The 20,183-nt window shown below is 35.4% G+C and carries 18 protein-coding genes; 9 read left to right on the forward strand and 9 right to left on the reverse strand.

Annotated elements, in window-relative coordinates; translation table 11 throughout:
* Positions 1-16: 16 nt before the first annotated feature.
* From EKL95_RS06450 to EKL95_RS06470, 5 genes are all read right to left on the reverse strand, one after another.
* Positions 17-2,794 carry a PD-(D/E)XK nuclease family protein gene (locus EKL95_RS06450; protein ID WP_126563802.1) on the reverse strand — a complete coding sequence of 926 codons (2,778 nt, stop codon included), beginning with the start codon at positions 2,792-2,794 and terminating at the stop codon, positions 17-19.
* 63 nt (positions 2,795-2,857) lie between these two features.
* The gene (locus EKL95_RS06455; protein ID WP_126562663.1) at positions 2,858-4,210 is read right to left on the reverse strand and encodes an OmpA family protein; all 1,353 of its coding nucleotides are present in this window, start codon (positions 4,208-4,210) and stop codon (positions 2,858-2,860) included.
* A gap of 112 nt (positions 4,211-4,322) precedes the next feature.
* Complete coding sequence (gene kbl / locus EKL95_RS06460) at positions 4,323-5,516, reverse strand: glycine C-acetyltransferase (protein ID WP_126554690.1); 1,194 nt, start codon at positions 5,514-5,516, stop codon at positions 4,323-4,325.
* A gap of 47 nt (positions 5,517-5,563) precedes the next feature.
* Positions 5,564-9,154 (reverse strand): UvrD-helicase domain-containing protein, encoded by a 3,591-nt coding sequence (locus tag EKL95_RS06465; RefSeq protein ID WP_126563803.1) that lies wholly within the window; start codon positions 9,152-9,154, stop codon positions 5,564-5,566.
* Between the two features lie 172 nt (positions 9,155-9,326).
* Positions 9,327-9,782, reverse strand: a complete 456-nt coding sequence (locus EKL95_RS06470; RefSeq protein ID WP_126452751.1) for a DinB family protein — start codon at positions 9,780-9,782, stop codon at positions 9,327-9,329.
* 75 nt (positions 9,783-9,857) lie between these two features.
* On the opposite strand from EKL95_RS06470, the gene EKL95_RS06475 reads away from it, so the two are divergent.
* From EKL95_RS06475 to nadD, 5 genes are all read left to right on the forward strand, one after another.
* A complete protein-coding gene (locus EKL95_RS06475; RefSeq protein ID WP_126452753.1) occupies positions 9,858-10,208 on the forward strand; it encodes an arsenate reductase family protein in 351 nt (116 codons plus the stop codon).
* Positions 10,208-11,095, forward strand: a complete 888-nt coding sequence (locus EKL95_RS06480; RefSeq protein ID WP_126563804.1) for a DMT family transporter — start codon at positions 10,208-10,210, stop codon at positions 11,093-11,095. Before EKL95_RS06475 ends, EKL95_RS06480 begins: the two co-directional genes overlap by 1 nt.
* A gap of 184 nt (positions 11,096-11,279) precedes the next feature.
* Positions 11,280-12,140, forward strand: a complete 861-nt coding sequence (locus EKL95_RS06485) for a YicC/YloC family endoribonuclease (protein ID WP_126554698.1) — start codon at positions 11,280-11,282, stop codon at positions 12,138-12,140.
* A gap of 29 nt (positions 12,141-12,169) precedes the next feature.
* The gene (gene gmk, locus EKL95_RS06490) at positions 12,170-12,745 is read left to right on the forward strand and encodes a guanylate kinase (protein WP_126461828.1); all 576 of its coding nucleotides are present in this window, start codon (positions 12,170-12,172) and stop codon (positions 12,743-12,745) included.
* A gap of 87 nt (positions 12,746-12,832) precedes the next feature.
* Entirely contained in the window at positions 12,833-13,444 is a 612-nt protein-coding gene (nadD, locus tag EKL95_RS06495; protein WP_126563805.1) for a nicotinate (nicotinamide) nucleotide adenylyltransferase, read from the forward strand.
* Here nadD and EKL95_RS06500 read toward each other — a convergent pair whose 3' ends face one another.
* A complete protein-coding gene (locus EKL95_RS06500; protein WP_126562674.1) occupies positions 13,445-14,341 on the reverse strand; it encodes a LysR family transcriptional regulator in 897 nt (298 codons plus the stop codon).
* 86 nt (positions 14,342-14,427) lie between these two features.
* Between EKL95_RS06500 and EKL95_RS06505 the strand changes: the two genes are divergently transcribed.
* The 4 genes from EKL95_RS06505 (at position 14,428) to EKL95_RS06520 (ending at position 17,919) form a co-directional block, all read left to right on the forward strand.
* Entirely contained in the window at positions 14,428-15,192 is a 765-nt protein-coding gene (locus EKL95_RS06505; RefSeq protein ID WP_197037211.1) for a type 1 glutamine amidotransferase domain-containing protein, read from the forward strand.
* 4 nt (positions 15,193-15,196) lie between these two features.
* Positions 15,197-16,360, forward strand: a complete 1,164-nt coding sequence (locus EKL95_RS06510) for an iron-containing alcohol dehydrogenase (protein ID WP_126563806.1) — start codon at positions 15,197-15,199, stop codon at positions 16,358-16,360.
* 309 nt (positions 16,361-16,669) lie between these two features.
* Positions 16,670-17,665, forward strand: coding sequence for an NAD(P)H-dependent glycerol-3-phosphate dehydrogenase (locus EKL95_RS06515; protein WP_126461840.1), 996 nt, complete (start codon positions 16,670-16,672; stop codon positions 17,663-17,665).
* Between the two features lie 38 nt (positions 17,666-17,703).
* Complete coding sequence (locus EKL95_RS06520) at positions 17,704-17,919, forward strand: hypothetical protein (RefSeq protein WP_126461843.1); 216 nt, start codon at positions 17,704-17,706, stop codon at positions 17,917-17,919.
* Positions 17,920-18,147: 228 nt separating this feature from the next.
* On the opposite strand, the gene EKL95_RS06525 is transcribed toward EKL95_RS06520, so the two are convergent.
* From EKL95_RS06525 to EKL95_RS06535, 3 genes are all read right to left on the reverse strand, one after another.
* Positions 18,148-18,555, reverse strand: a complete 408-nt coding sequence (locus EKL95_RS06525) for a hypothetical protein (protein WP_126461849.1) — start codon at positions 18,553-18,555, stop codon at positions 18,148-18,150.
* Between the two features lie 78 nt (positions 18,556-18,633).
* Positions 18,634-19,653, reverse strand: a complete 1,020-nt coding sequence (gene pheS, locus EKL95_RS06530) for a phenylalanine--tRNA ligase subunit alpha (protein WP_126563807.1) — start codon at positions 19,651-19,653, stop codon at positions 18,634-18,636.
* An 83-nt stretch (positions 19,654-19,736) separates the two neighbouring features.
* On the reverse strand, positions 19,737-20,093 hold the full coding sequence (locus EKL95_RS06535) for a hypothetical protein (RefSeq protein WP_126461854.1): 357 nt from the start codon (positions 20,091-20,093) through the stop codon (positions 19,737-19,739).
* Between the last annotated feature and the right edge of the window lie 90 nt (positions 20,094-20,183).

Below are 20,183 nucleotides of genomic sequence, written 5' to 3' on the forward strand. Positions count from 1 at the left end.
TGATTGGGAATTTTGTTTAAATTAGTTTTTCTTCAAAAGGAATGTTTTCATCTAAAATTTCGCTTAATAAAAGAACCATTTGCTCTAAATAATTACCTAATATTTCTTCATTTATAATTGCATTTATTTCGTTGATTTCTTTAAAATTAAACGCAAGAAAACCTGCTTTTAAATTCTTAAAAGAAATTATTCCTGCTTCAATTGGTTTTCCTTTAGCGTCATGCTCATACATATAAGCATACGCCAGCACCTGAATGATTTTGTCGCTTTTAATATCTTCAGTAAGTCCTTTCCATGATTTCAGTGTAACGCTTGCTTTTTCTACTTTTCCGGTTTTATAATCGATAATTCGAATGAGTCCGTTGCGCTCTTCAATCCGGTCTACATTTCCTTTTATCAATACCGGAAAAGGCAAATTAGGATGATTTATAATTCGCTCGAATGTTTGTTCCAAAGCTATAATTTTTATTGCATCACCATTCTTGATACTTTCCAGTTCCACTTTCAGGAAATTCGAAACATTGCGCTTGGCGACTTCAAATGCCAGCAAATTTCTACCCTTTTTGATTTCACCTTCTTTGTACACCAATTTGAATTGTTTCAAAACCTCTGTATCTATTTGTTTGAAACAATTTAGAATATCACTTTCTGATATAAATTTATCAATGAAAGGCTCGTATAAAACTTTCAAAGTTTCGTGGATAATAGTTCCCAAGGTATTCAAGGCAATATTTTCCTCTACTTCTTCTACTTCGCTGATGCGTAAAATCTTCTGGAAATAAAACTGAATTGGATTCCGGATATAACTCGTCATCGCCGATGGAGAAAACCCTTTTTCGGCTATTTCTTTCAATCGCAGCATAACACGTTCTGATTTTGGAATCACCATAGGCTGACACGCTGTTTCGGGTAGCAGGGCATTATAAATTTCGTGAGTCAGCGTATGATTTTTTTGTTTTTCGACTTCCAGTTGCGTGATGAATCTGCTTTTTTCTCCGGCATCCAATCCTTCACTCTCGGTATTATAAATTAAATAAATGTTCTTTGCTCTTTGTAATAAATGATAGAAATGATAGGTGTAAATTGCATCTTTTTCTTTGAATGTGGGTAAGCCCAATTCGCGTTTTACATCATAGGGGATAAACGAATTTTGCGATTTTCCGGCCGGGAATTTCCCTTCATTCATCGAAGTGACAATAACGGTTTCAAAATCTAATACACGGCTTTCTAAAACGCCCATAATTTGCAAACCATTGAGCGGTTCTCCTTCAAATGAAACCTCGGCCAAATCAATAACTTGTTTATAAATGGCATAAAGAGTTTCGATTTTATCGATATGTTCGTGCTTTGAATAATAATTAATTAGTTTGTTAATGACTTTAAAAATAGCAAAAACAAAAGCTTTGGTGATTTTTTCTTCTTCGTTGTCGTTGCTTAAATTTCCTTTGATGGTTTGCAATAATTTTGAAATGGTCTCTAAAACTGGAATCGAACCCTTTTCCCATTTTTGGAATAATAAAAGAAATATTTCACTTGGAATTCCATTCAATTCCATCAATTTATGATGCGTAATAAAAGTATAATTATTTTGGTTAATGGTTTGGACTAGCGCGCTGGTTTTTGCGTATGGTTCCACCAAAGGGTGGGTTAAAATATCTAAGATATCTTTGTAGTATAAGACATAGCTTTTAGCATTTCTGGACAATGCATTTGTGTGCATTTTGAATAATTTAGCAGTCAAAATCTGCGCTGGATTGTTCTTGCTGGAATATCCCATCGTAATATTCAAAGCGCCAACACTTGAGGGTAATGAATATAAAAGCGGTACCAAAAGATTTTCTTCGCCCAGAACCACAGCAACTTTATCTAGCGTTCCATCAGTCCCTAGGCTTTGTGATTCATTGATGATATTCTCGATAATACTCCCGGCTATTTTGGCTTGACCAATTGTTTTGGGTGTGCCAATGACCTGAATGTTTTTAGTTTGAGAAAAATCATTTACAATCCATTCAAACGGATGTAATTTATAATGTTTCCAGTTTTCTTTAAAACGTCTTACAAATAAACCAGCATCATGATAGGGATCATTGAGAAAGGTTTGGTCTGCGTCCCAATATATTTTGGCTTGATCAGAAGCGATGAGGTGTTGGATTATTTTTTCTTCGGCTGCATTCAATGCATTAAAACCCGCAAAGACGAATTTTTTGTCATGTAGGGAATTCGAAAAATGATTTATGTTATGCACTGCTTCACGATAGATTAATCCTTGATAGCCGATTCCCTTGTTCAGTAAATGAGCGTACAATGATTGATAATAGTTGGGCAGTAGTTTCCAAAAATCAATATATTTTTCTAATAATGCCGTTTTGTTTTCTACTTCAATTCCCCATTTTTTGATGTCTTCAATGTCTTTCAGATAGGAAAGAACATGGGATGGATCTAGTAAATAGCGGTCAATTTCATTGAAGTCCTGCAGGAGTGTTTTGGCCCAATTGGCAAATAATTCAAAGGATTGTTGATTTGCTGTCGCGGTAATAGATAAATACACTTCATAGAATTCGAATAATAATTCGATAGGATCTATAGTGCGGATACCAGCTATGTTTTGAACAAAATCCTCAACACTTATAATTTCGGGTGAAATTATGTTGGTTGCGACTTGTTTCTTTAAGGCTTCAATCAGGAATATTTTAGCTCGTTTGTTTGGTAAAACAACAATCGTATTGGAAAGAGTGTCAGCGTATTTTGCGATTAAAACCGAAGCTATTTTATCTAGAAAAGAAGTATTTGTCATTTTATAAAAATAAAAAAAACGCCTCGATAAATCGAGGCGTTTTCTAAAAATTTTTGAACAATATTATTTTTGCAATAACAATTCAGTTCTTCTGTTTTTAGCTTTACCTGCAGCAGTTTTATTTGTTTCAACTGGAGTGCTTTCGCCAAAACCAACAGTATTTAAGTTTTCAGCTTTTATTCCTCTTTCGATCATAGCTTCTTTAACGATACTAGCTCTATCTTCAGAAAGTTTTTGGTTGTATTCATCTGAACCATCGCTATCTGTATGTCCTTCAATGCTAAATTTAGCATTTGGATAATTTTTTAGGATTTCTGCCATTGCATCTAATCTAGCTGGAACATCTCCAGTTTTGAAAGTTGCTTTACCAGAATTAAAGTAAACTGCTCTAGCTTGAATTTTAAGATTGTCTAAAGCTTCAGTAGTTACTTCAGGACATCCTTTGTTGCTAGCTGGGCCAGCAATAGTAGGGCACTCATCATCTTTGTCTAGAACACCATCTCCATCAGTATCTGGCCATGGGCATCCACCGTTTTCTTTAGGACCTGCAACTGTAGGACATTTGTCATCTTTATCAGCAACACCGTCTCCATCTGTATCAGGACATCCTTTTAATTCTTTAGGACCAGCTTCATTTGGACACTCATCTTCACTGTCTTGAATTCCGTCTCCATCTGTATCAGGACATCCGTTGAATTCTTTTAAACCAGCAACTTCTGGACAAGCATCATCTTTGTCATATATTCCATCACCATCTGTATCTTTTCCACCAAATTTGAAGATAATACCAGCAGAGTGTTGAAAATGAGATGGAGCATCAGGAGTTCTAGAAACATCTACTCTATCACCAAAAGATTTTTTGTATCTAGTTGCAAGTTCGAAACCAACATTTTCGGAAAACCATAAAGTTAAACCAGCACCTGGGTTTAAAGTTCCAAAACTACTGTCTCCAAAGAATGTATATCCACCACCAATAGAAAGAGATGGGTCTATAACTTTAGATTTAATTAAATTCATGAAGCTGTATCTTATCGTAGCATCAACACCATAATACATTAAATCACCAGGATTAGTGACAAGATATCCTCTGGAGTCATGACCTACAGCACCTGGAGCAAAAGTTACAAACTTATCAATTTTGTTTACAGATCCAGTAAGACCAAAAGAGAAATTATCTCCTACGTATTTTGAGACACTTAAATACGATACAGAAGGTAGGACGTTCCAGTTTGTTTTCGCGTCAAAAGGTTGCGAAAAATGACGGTCTAGCCAATTATTTCCTCCACCAGCACTAGTTCTAGTGTCTACGGCATTTGCTCCAAAAGAGATTGCCCATGGGTTGTTACTGTCTTGTGCGTGAGAACTTAAACCCATCACCATCATCGCAGCAACTAAAATTTTGTTAAGATGTTTCATACTTAATTTTTTTAATTACAATTTAGTTAATTACAAGCAAAAATAGGACGTAATTTTTAAACTACAAAATATTATGTTAAAAAAAACCTACAAACAAGGCTAAAAGTGCGAATTATATAACATTTAACTCTTTTCCTACCGCTACAAAGGCATTTATTGCCTGATCTAAATGCGCTTTTGTATGTGCCGCAGAAAGTTGTACTCTAATTCTTGCTTTATCTTTAGGAACTACTGGAAAAAAGAAGCCTATTACATAAATTCCTCTTTTTAATAATTCATTTGCCATAGTTTGAGACAATTTTGCATCATATAACATCACCGGTACTATTGCAGAATCCCCATCAATGATATCAAAACCTGCTTTTTTAATCCCATCTCTAAAATAATTAGTATTCCATTCTAGTTTGTCTCTAAGTGTTGTATCTTTTTCTAAGAGTTCAAAAACCTTAATGGAAGCTCCAACGATTGCTGGTGCTAAGGAATTTGAAAATAAATACGGTCTGGAACGTTGACGTAATATTTCGATAATTTCTTTTTTAGCGGTCGTATACCCGCCCATGGCGCCACCAAGTGCTTTTCCTAAGGTTCCTGTAATAATATCTACTCTTCCCATGACTCCTTTTAACTCAAGTGTCCCTTTTCCGGTAGCACCAATAAATCCAGCAGCATGGCATTCATCAACCATAACCATTGCGTCATATTTATCGGCCAAATCACAAATTTTATCCAACGGAGCTACAACGCCATCCATGGAGAAAACACCATCCGTAACAATTAATTTGAAACGGGTACCGGCTTCTGTAGCCTTAATCAGCTGCTTTTCCAGGTCTCCCATATTGCTATTTTCATAGCGATATCGCGTCGCTTTACACAAACGAACACCATCTATAATAGAGGCATGATTTAAACTATCCGAAATAATACAATCCTGATCTCCTAATAAGGGTTCAAAAACACCTCCGTTTGCATCAAAAGCGGCCGCATAAAGAATGGTATCTTCTGTGCCATAAAACTCAGAAATCTTTTTTTCCAAAGTTTTATGAATGTCTTGTGTCCCACAAATAAAACGCACCGATGACATTCCAAAACCATGCGTATCAAGAGCGTCTTTTGCAGCCTGAACAACTTCTGGATGGGATGACAAGCCAAGATAATTATTGGCACAAAAATTTAAAACCGTTTCTCCTGTCGAAATGGTTATTTCTGCATCTTGTGGTGAGGTGATAATGCGCTCTGATTTGAAGATTCCATTGTCTTCTATTGTTTGTAATTCTGACTGTAAATAGTCTTTAATTTTTCCGTACATTTTTTATGTTTTTAAAATTCAATTTTGCGAATAATTCATTTTTTAGGCTACAAATTTACTACATCGATTTCTTTTCCTATATAAATTAGTGCTTTTTTTACCACTTTATACCCCATTAATTCAATTGCATTTTGATATTTTTCTAATTGTAAGTGGTATTTAGGATTATGTGTTCCTGTTTTATAATCCAACAGCAACACTTCTTTATTTTTTGTCAAAACCATTCGGTCCGGTTTTATAGTCTTTCCTTCCTTTTGAATAATTGTTTGTTCATTCAGTACCTCATTCCCTTCCGAAAAATAATCGGTTAGTTCTGTATGAGTGACAATTTCCTGTATGGTACTGTAAACGGCTTCCTTTTGTTTAAAAACGATGAGTCCGTTTTCGATCGCTTTTGTTATAGCTAAATCTATATCGTTTTTCGTTTTCACAAAAGATAAAATCTCATGAATGACGTTTCCATAGGCAATGGCTTCCTGTTGTTGTGTTCCCCACATCAATGCTTCTCTTTGTGCAATTTTGATGTTTTTTGGATTCAAAATTTCCAAAACTAACGGAATTGTTTTGGAGGTATCAATGTGTTTTTTTTCTTTTGATAATTTAGCGATATCCCCAAAATCATATTCCAATTTATCGGTATCGAATTCCCCTTTACTCTCTAAATAATTAATAAAAAAAGCACACATATTATTTTTTGGAACTTCCCCTTTACTGGATAAATTCATATTTGAAATCACATACAACTGTTCCTCCGCTCTGGTCAAAGCCACATAAAGCACATTGATATTGTCTAATAATTCTTCCTGTTTCTTTTGATTGTAAATCTCAGCCGCTTCCTCTCCAAATCCTTCTACGGCGCTATTGTTATCAATTAATACTTTTGACAGGCCAAAAATTCCTCCTTCAGCATTGAGCCACAATTTATCTTTTGGTTTCCTGTTGTAATCTTCCTCTGCAAATGGCATAATGACTACCGGAAACTCCAATCCTTTTGATTTATGAATTGTCATAATCCGAACGGCATTATTTCCTTCTGGTGAAGGAATACTAAATTTTTGTGCATTTTTATCCCAGAAATTTAAAAAGTCAGAAATTCCTGCTTGGTTGCGAATGTCACGTTCCAGAACTATGTCTAAAAAATATTGGACGTAGGCATTCCCCTCCCTAACCTTCCCCGAAGGGGCAGGAGCCGACACCGATAAGTTGGAGTCTTGAATTTCTTCTCGTTGAATTAATTCTTCTTTTATTCGTTTTAAAACTTCCGAAATATTCTTTATAACCTGTTCATTGGTAAATCGAATGACTTTATACCCTAATTTATTCAGGGTAATTGTTCTATTATTATCTAACTGAACCTGCTCTTCGGTAAAATGATAATCCTCATCCACTTCAACAACCAGTTTTTTCGATAAACAAACAAAATGAACAATAAAATCAGCTATCAAATGGTGTTGCCTGAATTTATAATCTTCAAATGATCTAGATTTAAACTCCATCCAAAGAATTTTCTCAGCATGTATTGATTCAATAAGATGGAATTTATCCTTACGATTAACCACTTCGTCATCCTTTTCTTTGGAGAGGGCCGGGGAGAGGAACTTTGCAATAATAACCTCCACCGCTTCATACAATGATTTTTTTCTAATGTCTTGAAACGACAATGAAATATTAAAACTCACCAGCCAATTTTCGAAATCCGTTTCCTGAAACAATGCCATTCCTTTGGCAATGAAATCAGCAACAGGTAATCTGTCCTGAATATGCGTTCCTATATAGTAAAGGAAATTCGCCTTAGCTTCTAAATCAGCGTTGTTTTTCAGGTATTTTAATAAATGAATAATCAATCGTACTTCAGTAGCATTTTGAATCATTAACGTTTCCGAGGATAAAAGCGGTATTCTTTGCTCTGTCAAATAGTTCGCAATCGCAATTCCCTGACTTCGTTTCCGGGTAAGAATGACAATATCTTTGTATTCAAATCCTTTTTGAATTACTTTTTGAATCGTATTCAGCGTGGCCAAAACATATAAATCAGTTTTATCTAAAGCTTCTTCGTCTCCAGAAGCTTCCGGATTATCATTTGTTTTCTCTACTTTTGGGATAAAAGAAATATTCACATAACCTCCTGTTTTGTCATTGGTTTTTTGGTGGCTGTGATTTTCATACAACTCTTTGTAATCTAAATGAGCAAATTCACCGGACAACAATTTAAAAAATTCATTATTAAATTCGATTACCTGCGAATAACTTCGGTAATTTTTATCAAGATGTTCAAGTTTTTTATCAGGATTATTGAACGGGTTTTGATCTTTACTCAATTCAATAAACTGTTCGGCTTTTCCGCCGCGCCACCTGTAAATAGACTGTTTGGGATCGCCCACAATCATCAAGGTTCCTTTTTCTCCATAATCATCCTGTCCGGAAAGGGCATTATCAATAAGCGGAATCAGGTTTTGCCATTGCATCTCCGAAGTATCCTGAAATTCATCGATAAAAAAATGGCGGTAGCGTTCCCCCAATCGTTCGTATATAAAAGGCGCCGGCTGGTTTTGAATTTCCCTATGGATTATGGCATTAAATTCTGAAATGGAAAGTACATTTTGTTCACTTTGTGTTTTGGCTAATTCATTACTTACCGTATTTAATAAGGAAAGTGGTGTAATGTTTTTCAGGAAGGCTTTATAGAAATGGATCTTTTCGAAAGCTTTGTAAACTTTGTCTAAAAATTGCAATAAATCTGGAATTATGTTTTCAATAATCGCACGATCTTTTGCCGTTTTATTTATGGCTATATCTTCCAACTTACGAAAAATTTTATTCTTCGGATTGAATTTTCCCTGTTGAATACTATTGATATGATTGGGAAAAGTTCCTCTGGAAAAAGATTTTACATCAATTCCATTGGTGTCAATTAATAACAAGGCCGCTGTTGCAAAAACAACAGTCTGTTTTTCTAAATCTTTACTGGCTTCTACTAATTTCTTTTTTATTGCAACGAACTCAGCGATGGATTTATCCTGAAACTGCGTGATTTCGTTTCTGTTATTTTCATTGAGGATCAAACGGCCTGTCTCTAGAATTTCACGGGAAATATCCCAAGATTTATCATCGTCAGTTTTTTCCATCGTGAAATCGATGAGCAGTTTTGTCAACGTTTCATCTTCACCGGCCTGAGCAATTATAGCATCTACAGCCTCAATTAATAAATTTTCAGTGTCCAGGGTGACTTCAAAAGTCATGGGCAAATTCAAATCATGCGCAAAGGCCCGAATTACCTTGTGGGTGAATTTATCAATCGTAGAAATATCAAATGCAGCGTAGTTATGAATAATATGCTTGATAATTTGCTGTGATTTAGTTTTGATTTCGAGGATCGAAAGTTCTGTATCTATTGCTAAATCCTGCATCAAGTCCTGGGCTTTGTGACTGGGCTCGTCTTTTGCAAATTCAGAAAGACTACCCACAATTCGGCTTTTCATTTCGTGCACCGCTTTGTTGGTAAACGTAATAGCCAGTATAGTGCGATAGGCATCATTTTTTTTTGCAACAAGAATAATCTTGAGGTACTCTTTGACAAGCGCATAGGTTTTTCCGGATCCAGCTGATGCATCGTATATGGAAAATGAAGGTCTTTGCATGTTGCTATTATTATACGCTGTGAGTTATACAAATTACTACTTTTTTTATAAAAAAGAATCCTTTTTTGGTATTCAAGTACAAAAAACCAAACTGCTTGTGCTTCCTTTTCAGGGTTGTGTCTTAATGAAAAATAAAGCAAGTAACAGGGAATTTTTCTTTTGCCAAAAGAGATTAAATAAATTTTCTAATGCTCATCATAATCCCAATGTGAAGCCCTTCATGAAAATCATTGAAAGCCATTGCATCTTGAGCACTTTCTAGCGTATACCCTGTTGATGTAGGATATTCAGTGAAGTTTTTGAAGTTTTTATTTTCAAAATCAAGTTTAGTTTGATTGATAGTTTCAAATAACAAATCCTTCATTTCGGCTAATTCTTCTTGTGTTGCAATATGTTCTGGCTTAGTTCCTTTTTTATATTTTTCTACCATTTCCTCAGAAACCATCATCGGTAAACCCGATAATTTATACACTAATACTTGCTGTGTCACTATTATATGACCGATGTTCCAAATCAGGTTATTGTTGAATCCTTCCGGAATCGTGTTAAGTTGCGCTAAAGTATATCCTTTTAAAAACTGTGAAACTATTTTTCGGCTGGTTAAAGTAATGTCTAATATTTGATTCATTTTTTTATTTTTTGATAAAAATAATCATTTTCCGTGTCAAATGAATTTTCTTTGCACAAAGAAATTGCTATTTATATGGACATAATATATTATCTCGCTTCTTGCGACACCTGCAGAAAAATCATAAAATCACTTCCTAAAGAGCATGATTTTAAGTTTCACGACATCAAACAAGATCCAATTACTGTTGCCGAATTAGAACGAATGCGCGAACTTTCCGGAAGTTATGAAGCGCTTTTTAGCAAAAAAGCACAACTGTACAAATCGATGGATTTAAAAAATAAATCCTTGACCGAAGACGATTATAAAAAATACATTCTGGAACATTACACGTTTTTGAGTCGCCCTGTATTTATCATCAAAGACAAGATTTATATCGGGAATACCCAACAAAATATGTTGCAGGTAATGAAAGCCTTGGCATAATGTCCAAAAGAAATCTTGCACTAATTGGTGCCACAATTGTTTCCATAATTTACGGAGTCACGTTTACTATTGCCAAAGATGTCATGCCGTTGTATATTGATGCCTATGGTTTCATCTTGTTGCGCGTAGGCGGTTCAATGATTTTGTTTTGGATCTTTTGGCTTTTTATGCCGAAGGAAAAAATTGCCATCAATGACTTTCCCCGAATTATTGCCGCAGCTTTCTTTGGCGTAGCATTTAATATGCTTACATTTTTCAAAGGATTAAGCCTTACTTCGCCTATTAGTGCTGCAGTTATCATGGTTTCGACACCAATGATTGTGTTGACGCTTTCGGCTATTATCATGAAGGAACGCATGCAAAAACGAATGGTTTTTGGGATCATACTTGGTCTGATAGGGACTGCTTTTCTTATTCTGTACGGAAAATCCATTGGCAGCGCCACAAACGCTGGGTTGGGAAATTTTCTGGTATTGGTCAATGCTATTTCCTATGGATTTTACCTGATTATCGTCAAGAAATTAATGGATAAATACAATGCGTTTACGTTTGTAAAATGGATTTATTTATTTGGATTTATTATGGTTTTGCCTTTTGGCTGGAGTCAATTTCAAACGGTGGACTGGGCTTTGGTTCCCATGGATATTTGCTGGAAAATTGGATTTGTTGTCGTCATTTCTACATTTCTGACCTATTTGCTTAATTTGCTTTCGATGAAAGAATTAAAACCAACGACGGTTGCCGTTTTTATTTATTTGCAACCGCTATTTGCCACTATTTTTGCGATAAGCTTGGGCAAAGACGAATTGAGTTTGGTAAAAATTGGTTCGGCAGTTTTGATATTTATCGGCGTTTATTTAGTGACACAGAAAAAGAGTGTGCAGTAATCAGCTGTTAGTGTTCAGCGCCTAAATTGCAGGTTATTGTCTTTTATAACGTTCGTTGGGCTATTTATATCAACTCAAAAATTAAAATTTGATTACTAAATATGTACTTATGCCGAGTCACTGTTTACTAAAAACGGACCACTGACCACTTTTTTAGTATCTTTGACCTCTTTTAGAAAATTATATGATACAATCAATGACGGGTTTTGGTAAAGCTACTTTGCAATTACCAACCAAAAAAATCACGGTAGAAGTGAAATCTTTAAACAGTAAAGGTTTGGATTTGAATGTGAGAATGCCTTCGCTGTACCGCGAAATGGAATTGGGTTTACGCAACCAAATCGCACTTAAGCTGGAAAGAGGCAAAGTAGATTTTTCTATTTTTATCGAAACTACCGCCGAACAAACTTCTACGAAAGTAAATGTGCCCATTGTAAAAGGGTACATCAATCAGTTAAGAGAAGTGTATGCTGATGCAGATGAAACGGAACTGATGAAAATGGCGATCCGTATGCCGGACACCATGAAAATAGAACGTGATGAAATCGATGAAAACGACTGGGTGCAAATCCAAACCGTTATCGAAGAAGCCTTGCAAAACATCTTGACCTTTAGAAGAGATGAAGGAATGTCTCTTGAAAAAGAATTTCAATTGCGAATTGGCAACATTAGGCAGTATATGACCGAAGCTTTGGCACTTGATCCAGAACGTGTTCAGGCAATAAAAGACCGTTTGCAAACTGCAATTGCTGAACTTAAAGTGAATGTAGACGAAAACCGTTTTGAGCAGGAATTGATTTATTATTTGGAGAAATTAGACATTACCGAAGAAAAAGTACGTTTGACGAATCACCTGGATTATTTCTTGGAAACCATCAACGGAACGGAGGCCAACGGTAGAAAATTAGGTTTCATTACCCAAGAAATGGGACGTGAAATCAACACGATGGGTTCTAAATCCAATCACGCACAAATGCAGAAATTAGTCGTTCAGATGAAAGACGAATTGGAAAAAATAAAGGAGCAGGTATTGAACGTTCTATAATATAGATACTGAAATAAATTCAGCATAAAATGAGCACAGGAGGAAAATTAATCGTTTTTTCGGCACCATCAGGATCTGGGAAAACCACCATAGTTAGGCATTTATTAAGCAAAGAAGATTTGAATCTGGAGTTTTCTATTTCGGCAGCTTCCCGCGAACCAAGAGGCGAAGAAGTAAACGGAAAAGACTATTATTTCATGTCTACCGAAGACTTTAAAAAACACATCAAGAACGAAGACTTCTTGGAATGGGAAGAAGTGTACCGCGATAATTTCTACGGAACTTTAAAAAGTGAAGTGGAGCGCATCTGGGCAAAAGGAAAAAATGTAATTTTTGATATTGATGTCTCTGGTGGATTGCGTATCAAGCATAAATTCCCGGAAGAAACGTTAGCCGTTTTCGTGAAACCACCAAGCGTAGATGAACTAAAAAGAAGATTAAAGGAACGTTCTACCGAAAGTGATGACAAAATCAATATGCGCATCGCTAAAGCTTCTGTTGAATTGGCTACAGCGCCACAATTTGATGTGATTATAAAAAACTACGATTTAAATATTGCTTTGGAAGAAGCATATCAATTGGTAAAGAATTTTGTAAAGGATTAAAATATAACACAAAGAGGCACAAAGGAAATAATAGGCTCATACGAAAATTTTATAAACACTTTGTGAATCTTCGTGAAACAAAATATTATGAAAATAGGACTTTATTTCGGAACGTTTAACCCCATTCATATTGGACATCTCATCATTGCCAATCACATGGCCGAGCATGCTAATATAGACCAAGTATGGATGGTGGTTACGCCACACAATCCTTTGAAGAAAAAAAATACTTTGCTTGATGATTACCATCGGTTGCAAATGGTGCATCTTGCCACCGAGGATTATCTAAAAATCAAACCTTCGGATATTGAGTTTAAATTGTCACAGCCCAATTATACAATAAATACCTTAGTTCACTTGCAGGAAAAACATCCCAATTACGAATTCTCGTTAATCATGGGCGAAGACAATCTAAGGTCGTTGTACAAATGGAAAAACTACGAAGCTATTCTGGCGCATCACGAGATTTATGTGTATCCTAGACTCGAAACCAAAGGCCAAACCGGCGAAGCTATTTCTTTGGAAGTAGAAAATCTAACTTTCAAGAATCACCCAAAAATCCACCTGATTGACGCTCCGGTTGTTGAAATATCATCTACATTTATTCGGGATAATATCAAAAAAGGGAAAAATGTACAGCCTTTATTGCCCGCTAAAGTTTGGGAATGTATTGATCACAATAACTTTTATAAGAAGTAATTACGCCAGAATTCTTTTTAATTCCAATTGAATATTCTCAAAAACAGGACTCAAATTATCATTTTTACCGGATAACACATATACTTCTGTACTTGGCATTTGCTTGCTGTTCCACATCAATTGGATTTTATTTTCTGCTATTAAACTTTTTGCGTTTATATCCCAAACAACGGCTATTCCGGTATTTTTCGAAATTATTTCAAGCATTTCATACTCGGACGGAATGATATAATTGGGAATCATCGAGGGCCTTTTTTTACTAAAAACATGCAGCCAAAACAACTTTATATGCGGAATCTGTGCATTGTGGCTGAACCACTTTTGGTCGTTTAACCACTGTTCAGTTGCAGAGAAATTCTTTATTTTGATATTAGATTTTAACTCAGAAGCATCAATGTTATTGGAACCAACAATCACTTGTTTGATTTCGCCAACCTTTTTCTGAATGGTGTCAAACGTGTCATATTGTTTGGTAACAATAGCAAAATCGAGTTTTTTAGAATCGACCAATTCAAAAAGTGTGTCGTTCTCATGGAAACTAAAATCTATAAAATCAAATTCTGAAATTAAGGCATTTCCCAAACTGATCATCAAGTGTTTCGAGATGCCAATGGATATTAATCGATTCGCATCAAACGCTTTGGCACGAAAACCATTCTCCACATTTTCCAATCGGTCCAACGCCTCGATGATTAGATTATTGAGTAACTTAGCATATTCTGTTGGCTCCACACCTTTTGACTTTCGATTAAAAAGTTTATATCCGACATGTGCTTCCAACATTGATATTTGTTGACTTACAGCGGGTTGACTGATAAATAATTCCTTGGCAGCCAACGAAAAATTACCGTTTTTATAAACGGATTTAAACGTTCTGTACCATTCGAGATTAACCATGATATAAATATATTTATCACAAACATAATTTAAATTATTTTTACTAATAGCATATTCGCACTAAATTTGTAGAAACAAAATAAGAAATGAAGAAAATTGCATTCTTTGCCATTATAGCATTAACAGTAAGTTGCATTACAGCAACTGCACAAAATAAAAAAAGTATGAAAAAAGTATTATTTGTTGTTACGAGTCACGATAAACTAGGTAACACGGGAGAAAAAACAGGATTTTGGACAGAAGAACTTGCCGCGCCATATTATGAATTAGTAGATAAAGGAGTTGTTATTGATATTGCTACCCCGTTAGGAGGACAACCACCTATAGATCCAAAAAGTGAAGATCCATCTGCAGCAACTGAAGATACTAAACGATTTGATGCTGATACTGAATTATTGGCAAAACTGAAAAATACGCACAAATTAGCCGATGTAAAAGAATCGGATTATGATGCCGTTTTTTATCCAGGAGGTCATGGACCGTTATGGGATTTAGCCACGGATGAAAATTCAAGCGCTTTGATTGAAGCTTTTTATACGAATAATAAACCTGTCGCTTTTGTATGTCATTCACCAGCAGTGTTGAAAAACGTAAAAGTAAATGGGGATTTTTTGGTAAAAGGAAAAAAAGTAACCGGATTTTCTAATACGGAAGAGGAAGCTGTAGGCTTAACTGATGTCGTACCATTTTTATTAGAGGATGCGTTGCAAGCTAACGGGGCCAAATATTCAAAAATAGGGGATTGGCAACCGTATGCAGTAGAAGATGGCTTATTGATTACAGGTCAGAACCCGGCTTCATCTAAACTCGTTGCAGAAAAATTATTAAATCAATTGAATTTAAAAAAATAAAAACATGTTAAACTTCGAATTATACAATCCTACTAATTTAATTTTTGGAAAAGGACAAATTGAAAAACTTTCTACTTTAGTTCCACAGGGCGCAAAAATTCTTTTGGCTTATGGAGGCGGAAGTATTTTCAAAAATGGAATCCATGAACAGGTAATTAATGCTTTAAAAGGTTTTGAAATCGTCGAATTTTCGGGAATTGAGCCAAATCCACATTTTGAAACTTTGATGAAAGCAGTAGCAGTTATCAAAGAACAAAATATCGATTTTATCCTTGCTGTGGGTGGAGGTTCTGTAATTGACGGGGTAAAATTCATTTCGGCTGCTGTAAATTTTGACGGAAACCCAATTGATATTCTTCAAAAACGAGTGTTGACTAAAGATGTATCTAAAATTATTCCTTTTGGAACCGTTTTAACTTTACCGGCAACGGGAAGTGAAATGAATTCTGGCGGAGTTGTTACTATTGAATCCACACAGGAAAAATTATCATTTGGTGGTAGCGCCTTGTTTTCAAAATTTTCTATTTGCGATCCAACCGTCATTGAATCTTTACCCAAAAGACAATTGGAAAACGGAGTTGTTGATGCCTATACCCATGTTTTGGAACAATATCTAACCTATCCACATGAAGGATATCTTCAAGATAGAATTGCCGAAAGTATTTTACAGACCTTGATTCAAGTTGGTCCTGATGTTGTTGAGAATCCTAAAGATTATGCTTTGGCTTCTAACTTTATGTGGAGTTGTACGATGGCTCTAAATGGATTAATCCAGAAAGGAGTTCCTTCGGATTGGGCTACACACATGATTGGCCATGAATTAACCGCTTTGTACGGAATTGATCATGCTAGAACATTGGCGGTTGTAGGTCCAAATTTATACCGAGTGATGTTTGAAACCAAAAAAGGAAAACTGGCACAATACGGAAAGCGTATTTTCAATTTGACTGGAACCGAAGATGAAATAGCAAACGAAGCGATCAATAAAACAGTTGAGTTTTTCCATACAATGGGAATGGAGACTAAATTATCGGATTACACCAAAGACTATGATAAAACGGCTGATTTTATAGTAAACCGCTTCAAAGAAAGAGGTTGGCTGGGATTAGGAGAAAAAGAAAATATCACTTTAGAAAAAGTGAAATCAATTGTAGAAATGAGTTATTAATTCAAATAATCAGATTACCGATTGAAGTATTTTTAAATAAAAAGGCGTTCTCATTTTGTATGGGAACGCCTTTTAAAATTCAAATTATAACTAACTAATTCAATTCTGTTTTTTTGTTAAAACAGTAACTATAATAAAAGAATAACGGTATTAATGTGTTTATATTGTGTTTGAAAATCAAATGTTTTAAATTTAATTTAATATATTGTGATATTATTATTGAAAACCCCTGTGAATCCCAGATTTAAGGCGGTGCTTTTTTGGCTTGATTCATAGTTTTTAAGTACTTTTGATTAAATTCAATAAAAAATGACTGAAAACATAAAATTTGCAGTAATTGGTGGTGGTAGTTGGGCAACAGCCATAGCTAAAATGTTATGCGTAAATCTTACCGAAATTTCATGGTACATGCGCAATGATGCTGCTATAGAACACATCAAGACCTACAAACACAATCCAAATTACCTAAGTTCTGTTGAATTTGATACCCAAAAATTGAAGCTAACCAATGATATTAATGAAGCAGTAGCCTATGCGGACTACATTATCTTTGCTATTCCTTCCGCTTTTTTAGAGGGTGAATTAGAAAAATTGACTGTTTCGTTGAAAGATAAAATCATTTTTTCGGCTATAAAAGGGATTGTTCCTGAGACCAGTTTGATTGTAGGGGAACATTTCCATGTAAAATATGATATTCCTTATTATAACATTGGTGTAATCTCTGGTCCTTGTCACGCAGAAGAAGTGGCTATGGAGCGGTTATCATATCTGACAATCGCATGTGGCGATTCTGATAAAGCAAAAATTGTTGCCGATACTCTTGCTGGAAATTACATTAAGACTAAAATTACAGATGATATTATAGGAACTGAATATGCTGCGATGCTAAAGAATATTTATGCCATTGCTGCAGGAATGGCCCATGGACTGGGTTATGGAGATAATTTCCAATCCGTATTGATGAGTAATGGGATCAGGGAAATGAAAAAATTCATCAAGAAAGTCCATAAAATGAAGCGCAACATCAATGATTCTGCTTATTTAGGAGATTTACTGGTTACAGGCTATTCCGTTTTTTCGAGAAACAGAATGTTTGGTAATATGATAGGTAAAGGCTACACGGTGAAATCAGCAATGATGGAAATGAGCATGGTTGCTGAAGGATATTACGCTACTAAAAGTGCTTATAAGCTAAATCAGGCTTATGGTGCCAAAACACCTATTATTGATGCCGTTTATGAGGTTTTATACGAAGGAAAAGATGCGAAAACCATATTTAAGAAACTGACCGACAAACTGGATTAATTCTGCTATATATTTAATAATCAAAATACAATCATGTCATGAGTGAAAGATGGAAATATCAAATTAAAACTGGCGGAATTTGGGGTGTATTTATGACAGTTTTCAATGTGTTATTCGACATAAAAGAAATCCCTTTTTCAGTACAGGTTGCTACGCCTAATTTTTATATTCGAGCAGCTGCTTATATCGGTGTAGGGATTTTTGTTTTAGGTTATTTTACATGGAAATCCAAAGTTAAACAACAAAATCGCTAAATCATTTTTATGGGTAAAAGGTGGCGATTTCAGATTAAAAACGGGATGCGTTGGGGAATTATTCTTTCCCTAAGCTTGCTCGTTTTTGACTTATTCGAACGCTCTTTTGAAGATGCTTTTTTCTCCAAAAGAAACCTGTTCCGAACGCTTTATTTCGTCTTATTCGGAATATTTGTAATAGGATATTTAAATTGGAAGAAAAAAAATAAACGCGACAATAGTGCTGATTTATCTCACGATAATACCATCAATAAATAAAATAGGCACTTCTTCGACTGCTGATTCGCAGATGGATTGTGCTTTGAAAATGTATTTTTTATCGTATAGTTTGTCTCCGATAAAGAAAGTCAGCATGAATTCATTGTTGAGTGCTAAAACGCTTTTTTCAATCATTTCGATTTTCATTACTGAAACTGGCGGAACTGCTACAAAAGCGTGGCGCAAGAGGGATGTTTTTTTCATTTCACCGTTGATGGTTCCAAATGCCTTAGAAACAACCATGACGCTTTCGATTAAAAAGTCACTGTCATTTATTAAATAGGCGTACCATACTTTTTCCATGAAATCGTCGCTCCATTCTTGGACTGCAGCTAGGAATACGTTTTCTACTTCGGGGGTGATGATGTCGGATTTCATTTGATTGTTGAGTGATGATTACCGATTTTTGATTTCAGATTTAAACTTCTAAAATCAAAAATCAGTGCTCTTAAATTTTTATATACTTGATTTGAATTGTTCTAAGAAACGTACGTCATTTTCGTAGAACATACGGATGTCGCCTATTTGATACAACAACATGGCAATTCTTTCGATTCCCATTCCAAAGGCAAATCCGTTGTATTCCTCAGGATTGATGCCGCAATTTTTTAAAACGTTTGGATCCACCATTCCACAGCCCATGATCTCTAACCATCCGGTTCCTTTGGTTATTCTATAATCAGTTTCTGTTTTAAGTCCCCAATAAATATCAACCTCAGCGCTTGGCTCCGTAAAAGGAAAGTAGGAGGGACGCAGACGGATTTTTGATTTTCCGAACATCTCTTTGGTAAAATACAAAAGGGTTTGTTTTAAGTCGGCAAAAGAAACATCTTTGTCTATATACAGCCCTTCCACTTGGTGAAAAATGCAGTGAGAACGAGAGGACACGGCTTCATTACGAAATACCCTTCCCGGAGAAATGGTCCGAATTGGCGGTTTATTTTCTTCCATGTAACGTACCTGTACGGAAGACGTGTGTGTGCGCAACAAAATATCAGGGTTGGTTTGTATGAAAAATGTGTCTTGCATGTCGCGAGCCGGATGGTATTCCGGGAGGTTCAATGCGGTAAAATTATGCCAGTCGTCTTCGATTTCAGGACCTTCGGAAACATTGAAACCAATATTTGAAAAGATATCAATAATTTGGTTCTTCACCAATGAAATAGGATGGCGGGAACCGATAGTTATTGGTTCAGCCGAACGCGTGAGATCCCCGTAAAAACCTTTGGTTTCTTCTTTGTTTTCTAAAGCTTCCTGAAGGGTTTTTACTTTGTCTTCGGCAGATGCTTTGAGCAGGTTGATTACTTGTCCGAATTCCTTTTTTTGATCGTTAGGCACATTTTTGAATTCCGCAAAAAGGTCTTTTAAAAGTCCTTTGCTTCCTAAGAATTTGATTCGGAACGTTTCTAGTTCTGCTGGGTTTTGCGTTGAAAAAGCATTTGCTTCGCCAATATATTCTTTTATCTTATCTATCATTTTCATTCCAATAATTAATTATGCAAATTTAGTGATTTTTGTTGATAGGGACAAGTCACGACTGGCCCGTACAATAAATAATATCAATCAATAAGTTCCTTCTCCAGGAAATAATTCACAATGGCTTCTTTCATTAAAACGGATTGTTCTCCAGCTTTTAGCGGTGGTAATTCCTCTTTTACTTTGTAATGTGGCCAACCTTCCTCGTCAAAAAATTCAAATTCATAGAATCCATAAGGCTCTAATAACCTGCAAATCGCGATATGCATTAGGTTTAGTTTTTCGTCTTTCTTGTATTCGTTATGTACTTTCCCGAGTTCTTGTACGCCAATTAGATAAATAATAGCGTCTAAATCTAAATCTTCCCCTTGAGAAAATTGATTGGAAAGTATATTTACAAGCTGTTCCCAGCGTTCTTTAAGTTGTGTGTCTCTTGACATTTTTGTTGAATTATGAATTATGAGTCATGAGTTATTAATTCATTTGTCATAAAATTATTTTGCGCAAAGATAAGAACTTGAAAATTGACT

Origin of the sequence: Flavobacterium sp. LB2P53 (assembly GCF_003970305.1) — a bacterium.
GTDB lineage: Bacteria > Bacteroidota > Bacteroidia > Flavobacteriales > Flavobacteriaceae > Flavobacterium.

Excerpts from the sequence above, each read along its gene's own strand:
- EKL95_RS06450 (WP_126563802.1), bottom strand. The coding sequence starts at position 2,794 with ATGACAAATACTTCTTTTCTAGATAAAATAGCTTCGGTTTTAATCGCA.
- EKL95_RS06455 (WP_126562663.1), bottom strand. The coding sequence starts at position 4,210 with ATGAAACATCTTAACAAAATTTTAGTTGCTGCGATGATGGTGATGGGT.
- kbl (WP_126554690.1), bottom strand. The coding sequence starts at position 5,516 with ATGTACGGAAAAATTAAAGACTATTTACAGTCAGAATTACAAACAATA.
- EKL95_RS06465 (WP_126563803.1), bottom strand. The coding sequence starts at position 9,154 with ATGCAAAGACCTTCATTTTCCATATACGATGCATCAGCTGGATCCGGA.
- EKL95_RS06470 (WP_126452751.1), bottom strand. The coding sequence starts at position 9,782 with ATGAATCAAATATTAGACATTACTTTAACCAGCCGAAAAATAGTTTCA.
- EKL95_RS06475 (WP_126452753.1), top strand. The coding sequence starts at position 9,858 with ATGGACATAATATATTATCTCGCTTCTTGCGACACCTGCAGAAAAATC.
- EKL95_RS06480 (WP_126563804.1), top strand. The coding sequence starts at position 10,208 with ATGTCCAAAAGAAATCTTGCACTAATTGGTGCCACAATTGTTTCCATA.
- EKL95_RS06485 (WP_126554698.1), top strand. The coding sequence starts at position 11,280 with ATGATACAATCAATGACGGGTTTTGGTAAAGCTACTTTGCAATTACCA.
- gmk (WP_126461828.1), top strand. The coding sequence starts at position 12,170 with ATGAGCACAGGAGGAAAATTAATCGTTTTTTCGGCACCATCAGGATCT.
- nadD (WP_126563805.1), top strand. The coding sequence starts at position 12,833 with ATGAAAATAGGACTTTATTTCGGAACGTTTAACCCCATTCATATTGGA.
- EKL95_RS06500 (WP_126562674.1), bottom strand. The coding sequence starts at position 14,341 with ATGGTTAATCTCGAATGGTACAGAACGTTTAAATCCGTTTATAAAAAC.
- EKL95_RS06505 (WP_197037211.1), top strand. The coding sequence starts at position 14,428 with ATGAAGAAAATTGCATTCTTTGCCATTATAGCATTAACAGTAAGTTGC.
- EKL95_RS06510 (WP_126563806.1), top strand. The coding sequence starts at position 15,197 with ATGTTAAACTTCGAATTATACAATCCTACTAATTTAATTTTTGGAAAA.
- EKL95_RS06515 (WP_126461840.1), top strand. The coding sequence starts at position 16,670 with ATGACTGAAAACATAAAATTTGCAGTAATTGGTGGTGGTAGTTGGGCA.
- EKL95_RS06520 (WP_126461843.1), top strand. The coding sequence starts at position 17,704 with ATGAGTGAAAGATGGAAATATCAAATTAAAACTGGCGGAATTTGGGGT.
- EKL95_RS06525 (WP_126461849.1), bottom strand. The coding sequence starts at position 18,555 with ATGAAATCCGACATCATCACCCCCGAAGTAGAAAACGTATTCCTAGCT.
- pheS (WP_126563807.1), bottom strand. The coding sequence starts at position 19,653 with ATGATAGATAAGATAAAAGAATATATTGGCGAAGCAAATGCTTTTTCA.
- EKL95_RS06535 (WP_126461854.1), bottom strand. The coding sequence starts at position 20,093 with ATGTCAAGAGACACACAACTTAAAGAACGCTGGGAACAGCTTGTAAAT.